The organism is Pseudomonas sp. PDM21 (genome assembly GCF_014852505.2).
GTDB lineage: Bacteria > Pseudomonadota > Gammaproteobacteria > Pseudomonadales > Pseudomonadaceae > Pseudomonas.
Genome location: NZ_CM181223.1, coordinates 2435019 through 2455850, shown reverse-complemented (window position 1 = coordinate 2455850; position 20832 = coordinate 2435019). Strand labels below are relative to the sequence as shown.

The 20832-nt window shown below is 62.5% G+C and carries 14 protein-coding genes and 2 pseudogenes; 4 read left to right on the top strand and 12 right to left on the bottom strand.

The features are described from left to right. Positions 1-2: 2 nt before the first annotated feature. Both IB275_RS11635 and IB275_RS11630 read right to left on the bottom strand, forming a co-directional pair. The gene (locus IB275_RS11635) at positions 3-1730 is read right to left on the bottom strand and encodes an autotransporter assembly complex protein TamA (protein ID WP_412548208.1); all 1728 of its coding nucleotides are present in this window, start codon (positions 1728-1730) and stop codon (positions 3-5) included. An 80-nt stretch (positions 1731-1810) separates the two neighbouring features. Further along, positions 1811-2458: a GNAT family N-acetyltransferase gene (locus IB275_RS11630; RefSeq protein WP_081516669.1), complete on the bottom strand. Its 648-nt coding sequence runs from the start codon at positions 2456-2458 to the stop codon at positions 1811-1813. 129 nt (positions 2459-2587) lie between these two features. Between IB275_RS11630 and xthA the strand changes: the two genes are divergently transcribed. Then, positions 2588-3400: an exodeoxyribonuclease III gene (gene xthA, locus IB275_RS11625; RefSeq protein ID WP_192295104.1), complete on the top strand. Its 813-nt coding sequence runs from the start codon at positions 2588-2590 to the stop codon at positions 3398-3400. Positions 3401-3457: 57 nt separating this feature from the next. Here xthA and IB275_RS11620 read toward each other — a convergent pair whose 3' ends face one another. From IB275_RS11620 to IB275_RS11605, 4 genes are all read right to left on the bottom strand, one after another. Further along, the gene (locus tag IB275_RS11620; RefSeq protein ID WP_192295103.1) at positions 3458-4663 is read right to left on the bottom strand and encodes a hypothetical protein; all 1206 of its coding nucleotides are present in this window, start codon (positions 4661-4663) and stop codon (positions 3458-3460) included. Between the two features lie 331 nt (positions 4664-4994). Continuing rightward, the gene (locus IB275_RS11615) at positions 4995-5618 is read right to left on the bottom strand and encodes a response regulator transcription factor (protein ID WP_192295102.1); all 624 of its coding nucleotides are present in this window, start codon (positions 5616-5618) and stop codon (positions 4995-4997) included. A gap of 243 nt (positions 5619-5861) precedes the next feature. Next, complete coding sequence (locus IB275_RS11610) at positions 5862-8228, bottom strand: hypothetical protein (protein WP_192295101.1); 2367 nt, start codon at positions 8226-8228, stop codon at positions 5862-5864. Positions 8229-8374: 146 nt separating this feature from the next. Beyond that, entirely contained in the window at positions 8375-8602 is a 228-nt protein-coding gene (locus tag IB275_RS11605) for a hypothetical protein (RefSeq protein ID WP_192295100.1), read from the bottom strand. A 197-nt stretch (positions 8603-8799) separates the two neighbouring features. Here IB275_RS11605 and IB275_RS11600 point away from each other — a divergent pair, with 197 nt between their 5' ends. Further along, positions 8800-10182, top strand: a complete 1383-nt coding sequence (locus IB275_RS11600) for a substrate-binding domain-containing protein (protein ID WP_192295099.1) — start codon at positions 8800-8802, stop codon at positions 10180-10182. A 102-nt stretch (positions 10183-10284) separates the two neighbouring features. Here the strand turns inward: IB275_RS11600 and IB275_RS11595 are convergent, their stop codons facing one another. From IB275_RS11595 to IB275_RS11575, 5 genes and pseudogenes are all read right to left on the bottom strand, one after another. Beyond that, the gene (locus IB275_RS11595) at positions 10285-11001 is read right to left on the bottom strand and encodes a hypothetical protein (protein ID WP_192295098.1); all 717 of its coding nucleotides are present in this window, start codon (positions 10999-11001) and stop codon (positions 10285-10287) included. A 220-nt stretch (positions 11002-11221) separates the two neighbouring features. Further along, positions 11222-12901, bottom strand: a pseudogene (locus IB275_RS11590) (hypothetical protein); the annotation flags it as partial. 372 nt (positions 12902-13273) lie between these two features. Further along, positions 13274-14281, bottom strand: a pseudogene (locus IB275_RS11585) (hypothetical protein); the annotation flags it as partial. Between the two features lie 909 nt (positions 14282-15190). Continuing rightward, positions 15191-16804, bottom strand: a complete 1614-nt coding sequence (locus IB275_RS11580) for a tetratricopeptide repeat protein (RefSeq protein ID WP_192319069.1) — start codon at positions 16802-16804, stop codon at positions 15191-15193. A gap of 49 nt (positions 16805-16853) precedes the next feature. Then, the gene (locus IB275_RS11575) at positions 16854-17741 is read right to left on the bottom strand and encodes a hypothetical protein (RefSeq protein WP_192295095.1); all 888 of its coding nucleotides are present in this window, start codon (positions 17739-17741) and stop codon (positions 16854-16856) included. Between the two features lie 353 nt (positions 17742-18094). On the opposite strand from IB275_RS11575, the gene IB275_RS11570 reads away from it, so the two are divergent. Then, positions 18095-19138, top strand: coding sequence for a TerC family protein (locus IB275_RS11570; RefSeq protein WP_192295094.1), 1044 nt, complete (start codon positions 18095-18097; stop codon positions 19136-19138). Continuing rightward, on the top strand, positions 19104-19301 hold the full coding sequence (locus tag IB275_RS11565; protein ID WP_192295093.1) for a hypothetical protein: 198 nt from the start codon (positions 19104-19106) through the stop codon (positions 19299-19301). The genes IB275_RS11570 and IB275_RS11565 overlap by 35 nt, the downstream gene beginning before the upstream one ends. A 238-nt stretch (positions 19302-19539) precedes the next feature. On the opposite strand, the gene IB275_RS11560 is transcribed toward IB275_RS11565, so the two are convergent. After that, positions 19540-20769 (bottom strand): acyl-CoA dehydrogenase, encoded by a 1230-nt coding sequence (locus IB275_RS11560; RefSeq protein WP_192295092.1) that lies wholly within the window; start codon positions 20767-20769, stop codon positions 19540-19542. Positions 20770-20832: the final 63 nt, after the last annotated feature.

Sequence of the window (20832 nt, the reverse complement as noted above, 5' to 3'; positions counted from 1 at the left end):
GGTCACAGCTCAGGCCCCATGGAGAAGTGCAGGCGGATGCCGCCGTCCTCGTCCAGGCCATCGGCGAGGTCCAGGCGCAGCGGGCCGACCGGGGAAATCCAGCGGATACCGATGCCGACGCCGGTCTTGATCGAGGGGAAGTCCAGCGAGTTGAACGAGTTGCCCTGGTCGACGAAGGCTGCAATACGCCAGCGCTCTGCGATGGGGTACTGGTATTCGACGCTGCCGGCGACCATGTAGCGGCCACCGATGCGATCGCCGTCGGAGTTCTTCGGCGACAGTGTCTGGTAGTCGTAGCCGCGCACGCTCTGGTCGCCGCCAGCGAAGAAGCGCAGCGACGGCGGGATCGCGCTGTAGTCATTGGTGGCGATGCCGCCGACCTGGATGCGTCCGAGCAACCGCTGTCCTCCCCAGAAACTGGTCACGCCCTTGGCCATGGCGTTGATATGGGCGACGTCGGCGTCCGCCAGCAGCCCTTCCTTGGCGCCCTTCACCTCGAATTGCAGGCGATAGCCCTTGCCGGGGTCGATCTTGTTGTCGGCCTCGAGGATCGAGTAACCGATGCCCGGCATCAGGAAACTGCTCAGGCCCGAATCGTCGCCCAGTTTGTACTCCTCGCGCTGCCAGTTCAGCGAGACGACCCGCTGCCAGCCGCTGTCGAGCTTGTGGTGCCACTCGCCGCCGAGGGTCAGCAGCTTGCTCTCGGTGTCCACCAGGTCTTCGTACTGGTAGCCGCTGGTGAAACGCAGCTTGTCGGTGAGCGGCGGGTCCAGCGGAATTTCGTACCAGGCGCCGACGTTCTGCCGTGGCGCGGAAACTTCCGCCTCGAATCCCAGACTATGGCCCTGCGGGTTGACCCAGTGGCGGGTCCAGGTGGCCCGTGCACGGGGCCCGACGTCGGTCGAGAAGCCCAGGCCAAGGCCCATGGTGCGTGGCTTGCGCGCCTCCAGATGAACGTTCACCGGCACCACTTCGCCATCGGCGTTGGTCGGCGCGGCATCCACCCGCACGCCATCGAAGTAGCCGCTGGACTGCAGGGCCTGGTTGAGGTCGGCGATCTGTTCGGAATCGTAGTCGGCGCCTTCCTTGAACGGCACCATGCGCTGCAGCAGGTCCTCGTCGAAGGGGAAATCGCCAGCGAATTCGACCTTGCCCAGGCGATAACGCGGCCCGCTGGCGTACACCAGTTCGATGTCCGCCACGCCGGCTTCGGGGTCGATGCGCAACTGCTGCTGGGTGAACTGGCCGCGGAAGAAACCGAAGCGCGAGGCCTGGTTCTGGATCAGCCGCTTGGCGTCTTCGTAGGCGCCGTGGTTGAGCTGTGCGCCGGGCTTCAGGGCGTCGCCGCCGGGCACCCGGAAGCTTTTGAGCTGGGCTGCCGGGCCTTCGACGCGCACAGTGACGTTGCGCAGGTGGATAGGCTCGCCGGGCCGCACATTGATGCGCAGGGTCGGCACCTTGTCATCGGTCACCCGGCCACGGATGCGCGCCTGGTAGTACCCCAAAGCCTGGGCGGCCTTCTGCGCCTGCTCCACGGCATTGCGCCGGAATCTTTGCAGGGCCACCTGATCACGCTCGCCAAGGCTGCCCACATAGGCCTCGATATTGGCCTTGAGCGCAGCGTTGGCGGGGGTGACACGAACGTCGAGATGGGCTTCGGCCGCCAGGGCCCTCTGCAAGCAGAAGGCCATCACCAGCAGCAGCCCAAGCAATCCTTGGACAACTCTCATGGCGCGAAATGCTAGCACGGGTTTTCCCCGTATTGCCTTCCTTCAGGCCGTAGGAAGCGTCTGAGGATTCAAAGCCCCGGCTATCCCGCGGACACTTTCACCGCCTCGCGCCCATGGGTGGGATGGAACAACACGTGCTCGCGGATCGGGCCCAGCGCCACCTCTCCCAGTTCCTCGTAACCGTGGCGCCGGTAGAACTCCAGGTAGCGAGCATTGCCCGTATCCAGCACCAGCCCCTGGGAGCCGCCGTCCTCGGCGCACCAGGCATGCAGCGCATCAAGCAACTGCTCGCCCAGGTGCTTGCCCTGGAACTCCGGGTGCACGCCGATCAGAGGAAGGATGTGATAAGGCCCCGGCGGCAGGCAGCCGAGCACGGCGGCGTGATAGTCCAGGTAGCGCCGGGTGCAACCCAGGCCAGTGGTAAGCAGCATGCGCATGCGCCAGAACCAGCTCTCGGTGACATCCAGGCGACGTTGCGGTGGGACCACCAGCGCAACGCCCACCAAGCGGTCCTCGATCAGCAGGCCGATGGCGGGCAGCTCCTCGAGGAAGTGCTGGTTGACCAGCTCGCGGACGGTCGCACGCACGCGCTGGTCGAAACCGGCACGGTCGGACTCGAACAGGTAGGCGAAGGTGGGTTCGTGGCGGTAGGCGTGATAAAGCAGCGAGCGGACTTCACGGCTGTAGTTGCCGTCCAGCAGACGGACTTCGGCGAGGGTATCAGGCATGCGGACGCCTCTTCGTGTGAGTTCTTCTTATGGTTATGAGTCCAGCCACAAAACCCTAGCAGCGCCTCGCCGGGGTCGCCAGGGTCGGCCTACCTGGGCTAGCATCGTGCTTTTGCCAGGGCGCCCAGGATGAAAATCGTCTCCTTCAATATCAACGGTTTGCGCGCACGTCCCCACCAACTCCAGGCGATCATCGAACGCCACCAGCCGGACGTGATCGGCCTGCAGGAAACCAAGGTTGCCGACGAGCAGTTCCCCCGCGAGGAGATCGAGGCCCTTGGCTACCACGTGCATTACCACGGGCAGAAAGGCCACTACGGCGTCGCCCTGCTCTCCCGCCAGGAGCCGCTGGAGCTGCAGCGCGGCTTCCCCAACGACGGCGAGGAGTCCCAGCGCCGCTTCATCTGGGGCACCTTCAAGGACGCCGATGGCCAGCCGATCACTGTGATGAACGGCTACTTCCCCCAGGGCGAGAGCCGCGATCATCCGGTGAAGTTCCCGGCCAAGCAGCGCTTCTACGCCGATCTGCAGGACCTGCTGGAAACCCGCTTCCAGCCCGACCAGCCGCTGGTGGTGATGGGCGACATCAACATCTCGCCGGAAGACTGCGACATCGGCATTGGCGAGGAGAACCGCAAGCGTTGGCTGAAGACCGGCAAGTGCAGCTTCCTGCCGGAAGAGCGAGAATGGCTGGCGCGCCTGAAGGGCTGGGGTCTGGTGGACAGCTTCCGCCTGCAGAACCCGAGCGTGGACGACCGCTTCAGCTGGTTCGACTACCGCAGCCGTGGTTTCGAGGACACTCCCAAGCGCGGCCTGCGCATCGACGTGATCCTCGCCTCCGAAGCCCTGCGCGGCCGCATCGCCGAGACCGGCGTGGACTACGACATCCGCGGCATGGAAAAGCCCTCGGACCACGCGCCGATCTGGATGCAGCTGAAGTAATCGCCTTGAACGAAAAAGCCCGGGCAATGCCGGGCCTTTTCATCTTCCGGTGAGAACTCAGGCTTCTTCCGCACCGGTTCCGACCGTCTTGCTGATGGCGCTGTAGGTCGTGTTGAAGCGCACGGTCTCGTTGAAACCCCTGACGATGGCGCCAAAGCGCTCCTTGGCATCGAGCAGTTGCTTGAAACGGTCCGCCAGCTCGCCGCTCTGGCGCTGCAGGCCGGCCTCGCGATCATCCAGCTCCTGAACCCGCGCACGTAGCTGGTTCTGCTGACGGTCGATGCTCTGCTGCTCCTGACCCAGGACCTCAGCGCGCTTGGTCGTCGCACGGTCACGGCTATCGACGGTCTCGGCCAGGGCCTGCAAGGCCGTGCTGCGTTCGGCAAGAACGGTGGCATTGTGTTCAGCGATACGTTCGATGCCTTGTTTTTCTTCCTGCAGACGTTGCTCCTGCTGAGTCAGGCGCTCTTCCCGCTCGGTCAACTGGCGCTCGCGCTCCAGCGTCGCCAGACGGCGCTCCTCGAGCGCCTCGCGCATCTTCACGATTTCCAGCTTCTGCTGCGACAGACCGTGCGCCATGCCGGCCAGCGAATCGAGAGTGGACTGTACATCGTGCAGAACGCCATCGGTCTCAAGGGCCGAAGATTGGCGCGCTGTCACGGCGGATTCCGCGGACGCCCGAGCATTCGTGGCTTCGGTGGTGGAGTGTTGGGCTTGAGCGTTCATGATGGGGGGTTCCTCGTGGGAAAAGGGGGAAGACGCCTGGCTGGACAGCAGAAGGGTTGTCGCATCGACAGGAGTGCATGGGTGGCCCTGGTTCGGCTCCGGAATCCGCAGCGAGTCCAGCAGGATTTCAGCCTCTTGAACTTCGCAGCCCGCCGGCTCGAAATGGGGAACACCAGCGGCCAGCGCCAGTGGCTCGGCGGTGTCGGGGGAGTCGTTTTCCGCGACACCCAGCCCAGAACAGGCAGAGGCGAGTTCGGCAAGGTCTCTTTCGAGGTGCTCGAAAGCCTCCAAGGACTGAGGGCCCGCCGACTGCCCGGCGGGCGAAGTCTTGTCGCTCTGAATCGGGATGTACCCTGCCGATAGTGCAGGGCGAGCAATTTTCTCGGCCGGTGGGGACAGAGGTGACATGAGACCGGGAAGGTCCTCGTCGATAGCTGGAGAAAGAAGTGCGGTGACCTCACCGGACGAATGTGGAGCGGTCACGTCTGACGAGCCGTCCTCTTGGAGTCCTTCGAACCGCTGCGCATCTGGAGTCATGAAACGTCCTACCCTGAGGGTGGTCAGCCACACCTTCTCTGCACGCCGCACGGCAATTCGAACGGAGGTCGGAGACTCGGTGGCGATGCCCCTTCGCAATCAAGGGCAACAGGCCGACGGGAAGAGCCGATGGGATGCCCCGCTCTTCTCGGATGAGGGAAGAGCAGGACAGGTTGCAGGAAGAATTCTTACAACCCAGCGCCACCGTGACTGTCAGTTAATTCCTGCACGAATGAAGGAAAACTATGGAAGGCCACCTGATCGATTCGGCTCGTTACCACGGCGCCGATTGCCCTCCAGAAGCCAGGCGAGCGTCACTGATCGATGGCCCCTAAAGCAGGCCGATCTCCTCACTGATGCTGAACAGCTCTTCCAGGGTAGCGGCCGACAGTTTCCGCATCAGTTGCCTCTTATGCTGGCCGACACTGGCCCCCGATAAAGCCAGCACCTCCGCAAGAGATGCCACCGAACGCCCCAGGCGCAACCCGTGCAGCACGGCGACCACATGGGTGGGGAGAACCAGTGCCGACTCCAGCCGTGGATCGCCCACCAGTGGCAAACGCTCATGTTCAGGGAAGACCTTGCCACCCGCGAGTACGGCGTCGACGGCCCTGCCGATCAAGGTCGGTCGGTCGTCCATCAAGAGAAAGCCCGAAACCCCGATGCGAATTGCGCGTTGAATGTTCAGCGGTGAGCCAAGGCTGGAGCAGACCAGCACAGGAGTGCTGGGTTTGAGTCGGCCGTCTCGCCGGAGCATGGTGACCAGTTCCATACCATGGATGTCCGGCAACTCCAGGGTCACCACCAGCAGATCGCAGTCACTGGCCTCCAGGCTGCTCAAGGCCTGGCGTGCATACTTGAAATGCACGTCGCACTGATGGCCATGCTCCTGCAGAAACCGGCGGAGCGTGAGGAAGTCACGCCGAGACGGCTCGATGAGTACTATACGGGCCATGTTCCTCCTTGCTGCAACGGCCCCGCAGGCCGCGTGCGACATGGCATACAGAAAGAATCCACTGCAGTAATCGTTCCCACAGAAATCTCATTGAACAGCTAAGCCAACGGAACACGGCGCTGGCGCAACTGACAAAGCCGGACAACTCCTTGTCTCGGCATCCCCTGTTTCGCCAGCCCCCACTGCGGCAGATAAACCCGACCGGAACGCCCGATGGCGTGCCGGTCGCTCCAGTCGCTCCGGTCACTCGTTGACGGTTTTGGAAATGGCCGACAGGGTGCTGTTGAACTGCACCGTCTCATTGAAGCTCTTCACGATAGTGCTGAACTTGTCCTTGGCACTCTGCAGCTGCTTGAGCCGAACGCCCAGTTCCTCGCTCCTGCGCTTGAGGGCACTCTCCCGCTCGTCCAACTCGCCGGCGCGGGTACGCAGGCTGGCAGTCTGTTCATCGATACGTTGCTGTTCCAGCTGGATCGACTCGGCACGTTTGACAGTGGTCTTGTCGCGCAAATCGACGGTCTGGGCCAGTTCCTTGAGCGCTTCGCTGCGTTCGGCGAGTAGACGATTGTTCTCTGCGGCCATGCGATCCAGGTTGGTCTTGGCCTGCTTGAGATGATTTTCCAATTGCAGCAGGCGCTCTTCCTTGTCGCCCGCCAAGCGCTCGCGCTCCTGCAACTGGATGTTCCACTCCTCCAGCTCTTCCTGCAGACGGCCCGCCGCCTGTTTCTGCTGAGTCAGCCCTTGAGCCATGCCGGCGAGCGAGTTCAAGGTGCTCTGCACATCGGACAGCACGTCATCCGGATCGGCCTCAAGCTGCGGAACACTCAGCGTGGCCGCTACTTCCTGCAATTCCGCCGAGGAGATGGGGGCATTGGCCGGAGCCTCGACCTCGATTGACTCATCGTGCATTTCGGTCATTTCAGTTTCCTTCTGGATAAAGATTCCCTGAAGCGTCATCGCTTCAGGACGGTTGTCGACTGTCTGCATGACCTCAGCAGCTAAGGAGGCGGACGAGGTGTTCGCGACGTTCAGCCGGGTCTTTGCTTCCGGGGCTGTATCGCGAACGACATGGGCGACCGTCAGCACAGCCAGGGCGTCCTCGAGACTTGCGATCATCGGTTCAAAACCGAAATCATCCGCGACAGTGCCTTCCGGGGGTGTCAGGTGATCCGTTCTGGGCTGATCGACGGCAGCAGCGATCGGGGACTGCTCGGGCATGGCAGCCTCTGCGCCGATGTTTTCGGTGGTACACACGCTCGCTTCCGGCGTATCGACTGCCGCCGCCGGCAGGGCGTGCTGGAGCGAAGCCTCCACCTCGGGGGCGCTCTCATCAGCCGACAGCGATACACCGAGACTTGGAGCTGCAGACGTCCGCTCCACGGTCGGCTGTGGCCGCGCAACAACGCTTCTGGCGAGACACACGCCACTAACGGCGATGCCCGGAGCTGCCGCTTCTGGCGCTTCCACCACGGACTCGGGCTCTTGCTCGTGGACGGCTTTGCTGTCTACCTCTACCCCGAGCGCTTCCAATGCCGGTACAAGGGCAGTGCTCATCGCTGACAACTGCCGATGCTCGACAGGCTCCTCGATCATCGGCGCCTGCACGATGAACTCCGGGACAGCCACGACCGTCGCCTCGATGACAGCCCCGGTGTCGGAAGGACCTTCAACTTCAGGCTCAGTCGCTGCCATGTGCACTGACGCCTCCACTTCTGGAGGTTCGCTGACAATTGCTTCCAGCCGGGACGGCTCGCCAACAGGCTCAACAAACGACATTGGCACAGGTGCGGCCACTGGCTGCAGTACTACCTCCTCGACCAGGGGCAAAGTCCGCCTTGCCGAAGCGGCCGTTTCCGGCGTCGAGACCTGCGGTAGCTCGACGCGCTCCTGAACTTTCTGCCTTGGCTCCACTAACGCAGATTCGCCCCGCTCGACCACGACCGGAACGTCCTGCGTTTCCATGATCCACTCGACCCGAGGTTCGTCCAGAGAAAGTGGCGTCTCCGACATCGGGGCAAGCTCAGCAATCTGTTCTTGTAGTACCGGCGCAGCCTCGCCACAGCCCTGCGCGGCAGACAATTCCCGTCCCAGGGAGTCCTGGCCCAGGGCTTCCGACGCCACGCTGCCTGGCAGACCGAGCCCATGCGACTGGTCAATACCGGCAGTGGAGCCGAGAGCGGACGACTCACCTGTACTGGAAGCTGCAACCTCGGCCTCGGGTTCCGCCTCCTCGGCGGAGCTGCTGTGCCTCGACTGACGGGCGAAACCAGCGAAATCCAGGATCATCTCGGTAGCCATTTCGAATCCAAGGTCTTCGATCCTGGTCGGTGCATCCTCTTCGCCCTCGTCAGCCTGTCGCAGGACACCGACCGCAGGCGGGCGCACACCGAGCATTCCGGCTCTGGACAACAGATGCAGCCACGAATGCAACGGTTGTATCGGCAGTCGGGCCCCCTTGAAGGTCAATGCCTGAGGAGAAGGCAGGCTCAGTGCGCGATGCCGCCAGGGCCGTCCCCAGTAAGCGGCGGATGCGACATGCAGGGCCAGAGCGGTGGATTTGACGCGATGCTCGGAGCCAGCCGAGGCTGGCGCGCTTTGGAATTGGGTCATGATCACTTTCCGGCGGAGACGTTGAAACGACGCAAGTTTCGCTTGGCCGGAAAACAGGTGTTATCAGGCTTTCCTGATGAGCCAGGAGATTTTTCCTATCACTTCGTCAGCGCCCTTTTGTCAGCCGTCCCGGCTCAGTCGCGGCGTCAATGAGGCAAGCGCTTTCTGGCCCCCTTGTCGGAAAAGCGCTGAACGAGCCCCGCGAGATCCAACAGCATCACCAGGAAGAAAAGCGGAGCCACCAGCAAGAGCGTCGGAGGCGCCAAGGCCAGCGCCCTTTCCGGTGCGATGACCAGGGTGCCGGCCATCAGCACCACCAGAAGAATGAGCACCAGCTTCATCAGGACCGACGCAAAATCGAGGGTCTCGTGCATGTCGTTCTCCAGCAGGGTCGATTCGAGTGACCTGTATAGCCGTGGGCCAAGTACGTCGAAATCGGAAACTTCCTGCAATCCGCCAGTCATGTCTGAAGGCATCTGGAACTTCTCTGCCCTGCTGTGAAGCGTCATATCGATGCAATGATTCCGACTTAATCTGCCGCGCCAACGATGCCTCAAATGGAAGTTGACCCATGCAGTACAAGTCGAGCCCCAGCGATGCCCAACCCTGGCCCGTCACCATCGCCTGGCTCACCATCGCATTCATCTGCTACGCGTTTCCCTGGTCGGCCTTTGCCGCCCTGCCCTCGTCCCAGGGCGGCGAACCGGTGCTGCGTATCCAGGGTTCCAACACCATCGGTGCGCACCTGCTGCCGGAGCTGGTGAAGGGTCTGCTGGTCAGCGAGGGCTACACGGAGGTCAGCGCCAAGCCGGGCAAAGCAGAGAACGAACAGCGCCTCATCGGCCGCAGTAAGGAAGGCAAGGAGGCCGTCATCGACCTCGCCGCCCACGGCTCCAGCACCGGCTTCGTCGCCCTGAAGGACAACACCGCCGAGCTGGCCGCCGCCTCGCGCCCGATCAAGGACGCCGAAGTGGCGGGCCTGTCGGCGTCGGGCAACCTGCGCAGCGCCAAGGCCGAACAGGTAATCGGCATCGACGGCCTGGCGATCATCGTCAACACGGCCAACCCGCTGGACGAACTGACTACCGATACGCTGGCGAAAATCTTCTCCGGCGAGGTGAAGACCTGGGAAGAAATCGGCGGGCGCGGCGGCGCCATCCGCCTGTATTCCCGCGACGACAACTCCGGCACTTTCGATACCTTCAAGGAGCTGGTGCTGGCCAGCCACGGCAAGGCGCTGGCCAGTGGCGTGCAGCGGTTCGAGTCCAGCGACCTGCTGTCGACCGAAGTGAGCAAGGACCCGCAGGGCATTGGTTTCGTCGGCCTGTCGTCGATCCAGAAGTCCAAGGCCCTGCGCATCGCCGATGGCGACTCCCAGGCCATGCCGCCATCGACCACCCTGATCGCCACCGAGGACTACCCGCTGTCGCGCCGCCTGTTCCTCTACATGAAGCCCGAGGAACCGAACCGCTGGGCCCGCGCCCTGCTGCAGTTCGCCCAGGGCGACAAGGGCCAGGCCCTGGTCAGCGCCAGCGGCTTCGTCGGCCAGCGCGTGCAGGCGGTGAAGATGGCCCCGCGCGCCAGCATGCCGGAGAACTACCAGGCCCTCGCGCGCGACGCCGAGCGGCTGTCGGTGAACTTTCGCTTCCGCGAAGGCAGCGCCACCCTGGACAACAAGGCCCAGCGTGACATCGACCGCCTGCTGGCCTACCTGCAGCAGCACGGCAAGATGAACAAGCAAGCCGTGCTGGTTGGCTTTGGCGATCCCAAGCAGGATCCGGCGCGCGCCGAGCTGCTCTCCAAGTTGCGCGCGATGGCCGTACGCCGCGAGCTGGCAAAGGAAGGCGTGATGTTCCGCGAGATCAGCGGCATGGGCGATGCCCTGCCGGTGGCGGCCAACAGTGACAACGACGGCCGGGTAAAGAACCGCCGTGTTGAGGTCTGGGTGTACTGATTGGCAGGGCGCAGCTCTCGGCCTGGCGACCTTGACTCGTCTGGAGTTCTGATAAAAAGCCCGACTCATGGCCGGGCTTTTGTATGCATCAATCGCCTCTCATCAGGGCTTAGTCGGTGCCACGAGCGCCTTCACCGACGCATCGAAATAGGCCACTGGCAGTACGTAATCCTGTCCCATCAGCTTGCCTTCGCCAAACCACAGTACATCGTTCTGAACCAGCCGCAGATTCGCGCCGTCGAACTCGAAGCGGCTGCCGTCGCTGCCGTTGAAGATCAGGGCACCGCCGTCCAGTCGAACGACATCAAAACGTACGGTCTGACCTGGCATCTGCATTCTGATGCGCTGCAGGTACACCGGTGCCAGGCGCGCGAACAGTTGCATGGCCTCGTTGCGGTATCCGCCCAGGCTAAGGCCAGGCCTGGTTTGCAGCTCGCTGGCGATCAGAGCGAACACATCGGCGTTGGCGCGGGCCTGCGCCAGTTTCATCGGCAGTACTCGGGCCAGGGCAGCCGGGTCGACCTGACTGATCTGAGTCGCGGGATTGGCCACCACTTTGGCTTTGCTCTTCGGATCCGCTGGTTTGACCGGCACGGTCACGCTTTTTGTGTATTCGCTGGCATCAGGGGCGAGCAATACGCTGCTGGCCAGGTAAGCGGCGCAAGCAGTGGTCTGGCTGGCCTTGTCACCATTGACCAGCATCGACAATGGGCTGCCGGTCCTAGGCAGCTTGGCCGGATCGACACCTCGCTGGGCGAGAACGGTATTGACCTGCCCCTGGGTCAGCTCACCACGGGCCAGGCCGCAGGCCTGGGCCATGATCTGTCCGTCGCGCTGGCCATTGATCGTGGGTACCAGGCTGAATACCGCGTTGCGGATAATCGGCAGCGCCGGCAGGTTCAGGCGTACGCCCTCGCCCGCTATGTCGGAGCGTTCCACTGAGTTGGTCGCGGCACTTGACCATGTCACCCTGGATGGTGGTGACATCGCCTTCCACGTTGGTCACGCGGGTATCCAAACCATCAACCGCCTGGTTGGTAGCGAACAACTGCGAGCCATTCACGCCATCGGTGCTGGTCGCGCTCAGGCGGCCGGCAGCCATATTGGTGAGGGTACGTTCCTTGCCAGCCGAACCGATGCTCACGGTGCTGGTCGGGTTGGCGCCGGCAAAGTTGTAGCTGGTGCCGGCGATGGTGGCGGACTTGGTCGCTACCGCCGCTGCAGTAGTGGAGCCTGCGCCCAGCGCCACATCGTTGGCGTTGTTCGATACAGCGCCCATGCCAATAGCCACGGAATCCGCGCCAGTGGCCTTGGAGTCAGTACCAGTGGAGTTGGCATGGAAGTACTTGGTGCCGGTTTCGTAGATGTTGTTGACCGTGTCACCCATGTTGGTGATGGACTGGTTGGTCTCGTACAGCTGCGAGCCGTTCACTGCATCGGTGCTGTCAGCACTCAGATCGCCAGCGGCTACGTTGGTGATCTTCTGCGCCTCGCCCGAACCATGGCTGGCGTCGTACGCACCCAGGTCGGCGTTCCACTGCAGAGCATCCTGCTGCAGAGCATCGATGTTGGTGGTGTTGCTGGTGATGTTGTCGCCCATGGTGACCATGTCACCCTGGATGGTGGTGACATCGCCTTCCACGTTGGTCACGCGGGTATCCAGACCATCGACCGCCTGGTTGGTAGCGAACAACTGCGAGCCATTCACGCCATCGGTGCTGGTCGCGCTCAGGCGGCCGGCAGCCATATTGGTGAGGGTACGTTCCTTGCCAGCCGAACCGATGCTCACGGTGCTGGCCGGGTTGGCGCCGGCAAAGTTGTAGCTGGTGCCGGCGATGGTGGCGGACTTGGTCGCTACCGCCGCTGCGGTAGTGGAGCCTGCGCCCAGCGCCACATCGTTGGCGTTGTTCGATACAGCGCCCATGCCGATAGCGACCGAATCTGCACCGGTGGCCTTGGAGTCAGTACCAGTGGAGTTGGCGTGGAAGTACTTGGTGCCGGTGTTGTAGATGTTGTTGACCGTATCGCCCATGTTGGTGATGGACTGGTTGGTCTCATACAGCTGCGAGCCGTTCACTGCATCGGTGCTGTCAGCACTCAGGTCGCCAGCGGCTACGTTGGTGATCTTCTGCGCCTCGCCCGAACCATGGCTGGCGTCGTACGCACCCAGGTCGGCGTTCCACTGCAGAGCATCCTGCTGCAGAGCATCGATGTTGGTGGTGTTGCTGGTGATGTTGTCGCCCATGGTGACCATGTCACCCTGGATGGTGGTGACATCGCCTTCCACGTTGGTCACGCGGGTATCCAAACCATCAACCGCCTGGTTGGTAGCGAACAACTGCGAGCCATTCACGCCATCGGTGCTGGTCGCGCTCAGGCGGCCGGCAGCCATATTGGTGAGGGTACGCTCCTTGCCAGCCGAACCGACGCTGACAGTGCTGGCCGGGTTGGCGCCGGCAAAGTTGTAGCTGGTGCCGGCGATGGTGGCGGACTTGGTCGCTACCGCCGCTGCAGTAGTGGAGCCTGCGCCCAGCGCCACATCGTTGGCGTTGCTGGAGACAGCGCCCATGCCAATAGCCACGGAATCCGCGCCAGTGGCCTTGGAGTCAGTACCAGTGGAGTTGGCGTGGAAGTACTTGGTGCCGGTGTTGTAGATGTTGTTGGCGGTGTTACTTACGTTAGTGACGGCCTGGTTGGTGGAGTACAGCTGCGAGCCATTCACGCCATCGGTGCTGGTCGCGCTCAAGCGGCCCGCCGCCACGTTGGTTAGGGTGCGCTCATTGCCAGCCGAGCCGATACTGACGGTACTGGTCGGGGCGGTGCCAGCGAATGTGTAGTTGGTGCCAGCAATGGTGGCACTCTGGGTAGCCACGGTGGTGCCAGTGGTGGAACCTGAACCCAGAGCTACGTCATTGGCATAGTTGGCTACTGCGCTATTGCCCATGGCGAGCCCATTGTCCTTGGCGGCAGTTGCATACCAGCCGACTGCGGTGGAGGTATTTCCCAAACTCCTGGCCCCACCGCCAATACTCACCGTCGAACCGCCAAGCGCTTGCGCTTTGTCGCCAAGGGACACACTACTGGTGCCTGCGGCGGATGAGCTCAGACCGATCGAAACGCTGTTTACACCTGAGGCAGCTGCAGTTGGGCCAACAGCAACGGCAGCTGACGCTGTCGACTTCGCATTGACCCCTACCGCGACGGATTCGCCACTTGTCGCACTGGAATACGTACCCAATGCCGTAGAGTTTCCGCCAATAGCCCGCGCTGCCGCGCCGAAGGCAGCGGCCTGCGGGCCGCTGGCAGTGGAGTATGTACCGACAGCGGTTGCGTACTGGTCGGTGGCATTGGCCGAACTGCCCAAGGCGGTGGCGTCTTTGGCAGTAGCCTGAGCGATGTAGCCCAGGGCGGTGGAGTTGTTACCGCTGGCATTGGCGGACGAACCGGCGGCAATTGATTGCAAACCACTGGACTTCGAGGCGTAACCTAACGCAATCGCCTCCAGATTGGTGCCGCTGGCGCGAGCCCCCGCGACAACTGCGCCATCAGCATTGCTGGCGGAAGCCGAAGACCCAAGTACAGTCGCATTCTTGGAGGCATTAACAGCACTTGAGGCACCCACAATCACCGCGCTGGCGGAGTCTGTGACTGTGCTGCTGCCACCCAGTACCGAAGCCCAGGATGAATTCACCAACCGGCTGTTACTGCCAATTACAGTGCCGTGGTCCGAGCCGACATCCGACATCACCGTCTGACCGGAGCTACCGCCAATAGCAACAGTACTGTCGCCATTGTTGGTGATTTCATTACCCACCGATACGCTGTTCACTGCGCTGGATGTCACACTCCAACCCAATGCGGTCGCGTCCTGCCCCCCAACTAAAGAGTTGGCACCGACGGCAGTTGCGTTGCCTGCTCCACTGGCCGTGTTGGTAACGTTAACCGTGGCATTCGGCCCATAAGCAACACTGTTGCCTCCCTTGGTGATGACGCCACCGTCAAGCGCGCCCGCATTAGCCATGCCCGAGACACCAATAGCCCCGAGGGTCATTGCCTTCAAAAGGAGAGTAGTGCTGCTTTTCTTCCTCCCTTTGGCCATCTCCGACGCAACGACCCATCGGCCGAGCGTCGCGTTCCATACCACACGATAAATCTTGTTCACGAAAAAACTCCTTGGCAGCTCGATGAGCCGTCAGTCATTGCCGGCCCATCGAGAGCCGATTCAAACCCGTTGGTTAACGGGATTCAGGGGTCAGCGCGGCCTGTGCCGGCACAGGCACAGGGGCCTGGCAGTGCGCTGCAAAACAGAGGGGGTTGCTGCCCGGGCGCGAGCTGCGCAGACAGCCGAATTCGCCGATCGCGAGCGAGGCAACCGGTAGTCCCGATAGAAGGGGTTCGAGGAGTGTTCGGCAGGGGTTTCGGCGTTGTCATGGCGGCTTTGGCACGTGTGCATTTCGATGTGCCAACGATAAGAATCTGCCGCCTGAGCAATAATCAGGACTCCCAGTTTTTGTCGTAGGGGAGTTCTGACAGTTCAGTAACTCAGCGGGATAAATCCGAGCTGTTCGCAAGCTTCCGTGGGGGTTTTGTCAGAGCGCCGAAAGTGGCAGGCAGATAAAATCAGCCCCCCTAGGCCAGTCGCCTTAACCCCCAATTAGCCAGTGACGCAAAGCAGCCAGGATTTCGGCTGCTCGAGACGCTGGCATGGCGCTTTCCACGCGGCACCCTGGAGGCACAATCTGGTCTGCGGGGTAGTCCTGGGAGGGAGTTCGATCAGTACCTGGGCAGCATGGAGAGAGGGTCAGGCACACTGGATCAGCCCGTGGCGTTTGCGCCGGAGACGGAACGCGTAACCTTGACTGCGGCGGCCAGCTCCATTGCAGACGTTGTCTCGGAATGAGCACTCGCCACCTCGCCAGGCGGCTGCAGGACCGCCGCGCCGGAGGCCTGGGGACATCGGTGGGAAGTGCTGAAAAAAAGGGCGGTCGCAATCGACCGCCCCTTTTGTTCAGGCCTGATGTTTGTTCTTGGCCTCCGCTTGGCGCACCAGGTGCCGGCGAAGTCGCTGCACCACTGGCCCCCAGTCCCCCAGCGTCTCCTGGCGAAGAATCCGCACCGAGTCGTACCAGAGGCTGCGCTGCGTGTCGCAGCGCCACAGATAGGACCCCACCTTGTCCACCAGCAACAAAGTGGGCACCCCCAGCGCACCCGCCAGATGAGCAGTGGAGGTGCAGGTACTGACCACTGCATCGACCGCCTTCAGCAGCTCGGCGGTATCGGCGAAGTCATTCAGCTCGGCACTGTGGTCGACGATGGGCAGCCCCTTGGCTACCAGTTCGCCCACCACTTGCGCAGCATCCGGATTCACCGAATGGAACAACACGCCATCCTGCTCCAGCAGCGTCATCAGGCTTGGCAGATCCAGCGAGCGGACATCATCGCGGACCTGCTGCGGATTGCCTCTCCAGGCCAGTGCGATATGCAAGCGTGGATCACGCTTGAGCTGCCGGCGCCATCGGCTTATGCCCTGCGGGGAAGCCTGCAGATAAGGCACCCCGCAGACATCCGCTTCGGTCACGCCAAAAGCCCCGCAGGCACTCATCAGCGGCAGGTGGTAGTCGGTTGGCCGAAGGTGATCGATATTCATCTCGACGTCGTAAGGCACGCAAGGCCGGAGCAGCTCTTCCAATGGACCGAAGATGCCGAATACCAGCTTGCCGCCCTGCTCCCTCACCCGCTGCGCAATGCGCGGCAGAAATCGGACCAGCAGGATGGCATCGCCATAACCCTGCTCAAGCCAGATGCCCAACGTCTTGCCGGCCAGAGGCTCGCCATGCCAGCGCGGAACGCCGAGCTGGTTCTCTCGAATGTCCAACTGCTGCCCCAGCTGCTGGATGACCGCGAATCGCGCATCCATATTCCCCCACCCCGTGTCCCACTGCCCCAGGCGCAGCTCCAGCTCCGCCAGGAGCAGGCGCAGGCGCATATCGGTTGGCAGGCGAGACAAATATTCGCGAGTAGTCGCCAGTGCTTCCTGATACCGCCCCGTATCGACCAGCGCGAGAATCAGGTTGTTCGGCGCATGGAAATGCCCCGGGTCGCAGATCAGGGCCTGACGCGCAGCCTCGACGGAAGCTTCCGACTGGTGCAGACGGCGCAAGGCGATACTCAGGTTCGAATACGCATCAGCGCAGTCAGGCTGCCATTCCAGCATCTGCCGGCAGGTTCGTTCGGCATCGCTCCAGCGCCGAACCGCAAGATAAGCGGCCGACAGACAGACAGCGAACTCGGCTCGCGAGCCCGGGGCCAACTCCCAGGCTCGCTCCAGCGCCTGATAGGCCGCAGGAGCATTCATGTTCTCCATCAGTTGGCTGAGCCCGAGGTGGAACCAGCCTTCTGCGCTCCGCGGAAAGCGTTCTGTCGCGCGGCGCGACAACACCGTCGCCACCGAGAGCAGATGGACATCCCCCACCACCTGGCCGAGGACAGCCAGGGCTTCATCAGCCGGCAACTCTTCAAATGCACCCAGGATCTGCTCGAGCAGGCGCCAGGGCCTGCGGCAATCGATTCCTTGCTCACGCAACTGGTGGACCTGCTTGACCGCTTCGGCAAGGTTATTCAAGGCCGGTAAATCCATTCTTGCCGCCATACTGGTTTTCCTCTGTACTTTATTACTGCTTGGACGCACCCATGAGCTCTGCTACTTCCGGCTGGAAGTAGGCCGCTTTCAGTCGATAGTCCTGGCCCAGCAGTTGACCCTTGCCATACCAGAGCACGCCGTTCTGGGTCAGCGTCAGGCCCCGGCCCGCCGAGAAATCGTAATGAAGACCAATGTTGGTGCTGAACTCCAGTCGGTTATCACCCAGGCCGATCAGTTGGTAGCTGGTATTAACCGGCGGCAGCTTGGCCGGAACGCGAGCGAGGTAGGTAGGCGCCAGGCGGCCGAACAGCACACGGGCACGCTCACTGTACTCAGCCACGCTCAAACCGGGCTTGCGTTGCAGGTCCTGGGCGATAAGTGCAAAGACATCGGCGTTTGCCCGTGCCTGGGCAATCTTTATCGGCAGAACCCTGGTCAGCCCGTCGTTGTCGAGTTGCTGTGCCACCGGGGCATTGTCTGCGGCTTTTTCCGCGGTGGCGGGCGCAGCCTTGAGGAAGTCCTTCGGGTTGGCTGCCATCAGCACATCGGTGGCCTGGTAAGCCGCGCAGGCGGTGGCCTGAGCGGCGCGATCACCGTTGACCAGCAGAGCTGTAGCATCCTGGCTCTGGCGCGGTAGGCGGGCACTGTCGATGCCCATGCTCGCCAGAGCTGCATTGACCTGAACCTGGTTCAGCTGTCCGCGCGCCATGCCGCAGATCTGCGACATGAACTGCTGGGTGCGCTTACCCTGGAAAGTCGGCGACAAGGACATCACCGCATCCTCGATGACCGGCAGTGCAGGTAGGCTGACCCAGCCAGCGGGAGTAGCGGACTTGGACTGCGGTGACAGAGAGGGCAGATCGCAGCCGGCAAGGCCGGCTGAAATGAGCAATGCGACGGACAGGATTTTCAGCTTCATGGTTGCACCTGGAGGAATGGGTTGCATGGGGTGCCGAGGTAAAACACTCAGCCATTAGGTGCGCCATGCTAGATATCCATTGCGCATTGCACGCTCATCGAACCCTGAGAGAAATGTAGGAATATTCTCATTAGATTTTTCCAGCATTCGCAGGGCGCCGAACGGCCATGAACTAGACTTTCCCTGAGCAGCTGCGGCTCCCTCCCCTACCAATGTAGGAACTTGTTACGTTCCATCGCTTGCCTGAGGCGTCCGCTCTGCTATGTTCCCGCCAGTGACGCCGGGCCCCTCTGACGGTTGCCAACCGCCATGTCGGAGTCACTTTTCGACAACGACACTAAGGGAGGGGCCACATGACAGCTCTGCACGCCTTTTTGACCGAACCATTCCTCGGAACCGCCACCTGGTTCTGGCTGGCCTTCCTGGCCATCGTGATTCTTCTGCTGGTACTCGACCTGGGCGTTCTGCAACGCGATCACCACGAGATCGGCGTACGCGAGAGTCTGATGCTCTCCGCCGGCTACTTCGCCTGCGGCCTGGCCTTCGGTGGCTGGGTCTGGTACGAGTTCGGCGCCACCAGCGCGGTGGAGTACTACACCGGTTTCCTCGTCGAACAGTCACTGTCCATGGACAACGTGTTCGTCATGGCGATGATCTTCGGCTTCTTCGGCATCCCCCGCCGCTACCAGCACCAGGTGCTGTTCTGGGGCATCCTCGGGGCCATCGTCATGCGTGCGCTGATGATCGGCCTGGGTGCCGCGCTGGTGAAGGAATTCGAGTGGATCATGTACGTGTTCGGCGCCTTCCTGCTGTTCAGCGGCGTGAAGATGCTGTTCAGCAAGCATGAAAGCGAACCCGACCTGGCCAACAACCCGGTACTGAAGTTCCTGCGCAAGCGCATCCGCATGACCGACACCCTTCACGAGCACCACTTCTTCGTGAAGATGCCGGATGCCTCGGGCAAGCTGGTGCGCTACGCCACCCCGCTGTTCCTGGCGCTGATCCTGATCGAGCTGGCCGACCTGGTGTTCGCCGTGGACAGCGTGCCGGCGATCTTCGCCATCACCCAGGACCCGTTCATCGTCTACACCTCGAACATCTTCGCCATCCTCGGCCTGCGCGCCCTGTACTTCTCGCTGGCGGCGATGATCCACCGCTTCGTCTACCTGAAGTACGCCCTGGCGCTGGTGCTGGTGTTCATCGGTACGAAGATTTTCCTCCACGGATTCATCGGCAAGGTTCCCGCAGCCCTGTCCCTTGGCGTAACCTTCGGCCTTTTGGCGGGTGGCATACTGCTATCCTTGCTCAAGACCCGCCGGACCAGCGAGGAACCGCTGGAAATCGTCAGCCAGGAGAGGATCCATGCAAGCGCTGGAGGTGAGGATCGAAGCCGTTGAGTTTCGCGGCCGGGCCTATTGGCAGGTCCGCCTCGGTCGTCGCGCGCTGCGTTTCCCCCATGAAGCCGCCGCGCGCGCCTTCGCCGCCCAGTTGCACACGCGGCGGGAATGGCTGATCGAGCAGCGGGCGACGAGCGACGGGCCGGAGCCCTCTGCCCCGTGATGAAAAGAACAAGGCCAGCGCAAGCTGGCCTTGTTCGTTGTGCGGAGCGAAGAACATCCCGTAGGGCGGATAACGCCGTAGGCGTTATGCGCCCTACCCTTGGCCCGAGCGTAGGAGAAGACTGCGCCCTCGATAGGTCTGCCTCGTGACGAATGCCATCGCGGACGCAGTCCGCTCCTACGAAAAGCGCCAATGCAAAAGGCCCGCATCAGCGGGCCTTTTTCATGGCTGCCTGGGATCAGCGGCTGCTGCGCAGCGCGTCACGTGGCACGTACTTGCCGATCTCGTATTTGCCGATGGCAGCGCGGTGCACTTCGTCCGGGCCGTCGGCCAGGCGCAGGGTACGCTGCATGGCATAGAAGTACGCCAGCGGGGTGTCGTTGGAAACACCGGCACCGCCATGCATCTGGATGGCGCGGTCGATCACCTGCAGGGCGACGTTGGGCGCCACGACCTTGATCTGGGCGATCTCGCTCTGGGCGATCTTGTTGCCAGCGGTGTCCATCATGTACGCGGCATGCAGGGTCAGCAGGCGGGCCTGGTTGATCTCGATGCGCGAGTTGGCGATGACGTCGATGTTGCCACCCAGGCGCGCCAGCGGCTTGCCGAAGGCGGTACGGCTGACGGAGCGCTTGCACATCAGTTCCAGCGCGCGCTCGGCCATGCCGATGGAACGCATGCAGTGGTGGATGCGGCCTGGGCCGAGGCGCCCCTGGGCGATCTCGAAGCCGCGGCCTTCGCCGAGCAGGACGTTCTCGTAAGGTACGCGCACGTTCTCGAAGAGCACTTCGGCGTGGCCGTGCGGAGCGTCGTCGTAGCCGAACACCGGCAGCGGACGGAGGATCTTCACGCCGGGGGTGTCGGTGGGCACCAGGATCATCGAGTGCTGCTGGTGACGCGGCGCGTCCGGGTTGGTCAGGCCCATGAAGATCATGATCTTGCAGCGCGGGTCGCAGGCGCCGGAGGTCCACCACTTGCGGCCGTTGATGACCCACTCGTCACCGTCGCGTACCGCGTTGGCTTCCATGTTGGTGGCGTCGGAAGAAGCCACGCCCGGCTCGGTCATGGCAAAGGCAGAGCGGATCTCGCCGCGCAGCAGCGGCTCCAGCCAAGTGCGCTTGTGTTCTTCGGTGCCGTAACGCACCAGCACTTCCATGTTGCCGGTGTCCGGCGCGGAGCAGTTGAAGGGCTCGGAGCCCATCAGCGAGCGACCCATGATTTCCGCCAGCGGCGCGTATTCCATGTTGGTCAGGCCGGCACCCAGCTCGGACTCGGGCAGGAACAGGTTCCACAGGCCTTCGGCCCGGGCCTTGGCCTTGAGCTCTTCCATGATGGCCGTGGGCTGCCAGCGGTCGCCTTGCGCCACTTGCTCCTCGAACACCTTCTCGGCGGGATAGACATAGGCATCCATGAACGCGGTAACGCGTTCACGCAGGTCCTGAACCTTGGCGGAATAAGCGAAATCCATGGGGGCTAACCTTCTGGCGGCGGTTGTTTGTGTGGTGATGATGCTAGAACAGCCCAAGGCATT

Excerpts from the sequence above, each read along its gene's own strand:
- IB275_RS11600 (WP_192295099.1), top strand. The coding sequence starts at position 8,800 with ATGCAGTACAAGTCGAGCCCCAGCGATGCCCAACCCTGGCCCGTCACC.
- IB275_RS11560 (WP_192295092.1), bottom strand. The coding sequence starts at position 20,769 with ATGGATTTCGCTTATTCCGCCAAGGTTCAGGACCTGCGTGAACGCGTT.
- IB275_RS11610 (WP_192295101.1), bottom strand. The coding sequence starts at position 8,228 with ATGACCCAATTCCAAAGCGCGCCAGCCTCGGCTGGCTCCGAGCATCGC.
- IB275_RS11565 (WP_192295093.1), top strand. The coding sequence starts at position 19,104 with ATGCAAGCGCTGGAGGTGAGGATCGAAGCCGTTGAGTTTCGCGGCCGG.
- IB275_RS11630 (WP_081516669.1), bottom strand. The coding sequence starts at position 2,458 with ATGCCTGATACCCTCGCCGAAGTCCGTCTGCTGGACGGCAACTACAGC.
- xthA (WP_192295104.1), top strand. The coding sequence starts at position 2,588 with ATGAAAATCGTCTCCTTCAATATCAACGGTTTGCGCGCACGTCCCCAC.
- IB275_RS11570 (WP_192295094.1), top strand. The coding sequence starts at position 18,095 with ATGACAGCTCTGCACGCCTTTTTGACCGAACCATTCCTCGGAACCGCC.
- IB275_RS11605 (WP_192295100.1), bottom strand. The coding sequence starts at position 8,602 with ATGCACGAGACCCTCGATTTTGCGTCGGTCCTGATGAAGCTGGTGCTC.
- IB275_RS11595 (WP_192295098.1), bottom strand. The coding sequence starts at position 11,001 with ATGGCCCAGGCCTGCGGCCTGGCCCGTGGTGAGCTGACCCAGGGGCAG.
- IB275_RS11635 (WP_412548208.1), bottom strand. The coding sequence starts at position 1,730 with ATGAGAGTTGTCCAAGGATTGCTTGGGCTGCTGCTGGTGATGGCCTTC.
- IB275_RS11620 (WP_192295103.1), bottom strand. The coding sequence starts at position 4,663 with ATGACTCCAGATGCGCAGCGGTTCGAAGGACTCCAAGAGGACGGCTCG.
- IB275_RS11615 (WP_192295102.1), bottom strand. The coding sequence starts at position 5,618 with ATGGCCCGTATAGTACTCATCGAGCCGTCTCGGCGTGACTTCCTCACG.
- IB275_RS11575 (WP_192295095.1), bottom strand. The coding sequence starts at position 17,741 with ATGAAGCTGAAAATCCTGTCCGTCGCATTGCTCATTTCAGCCGGCCTT.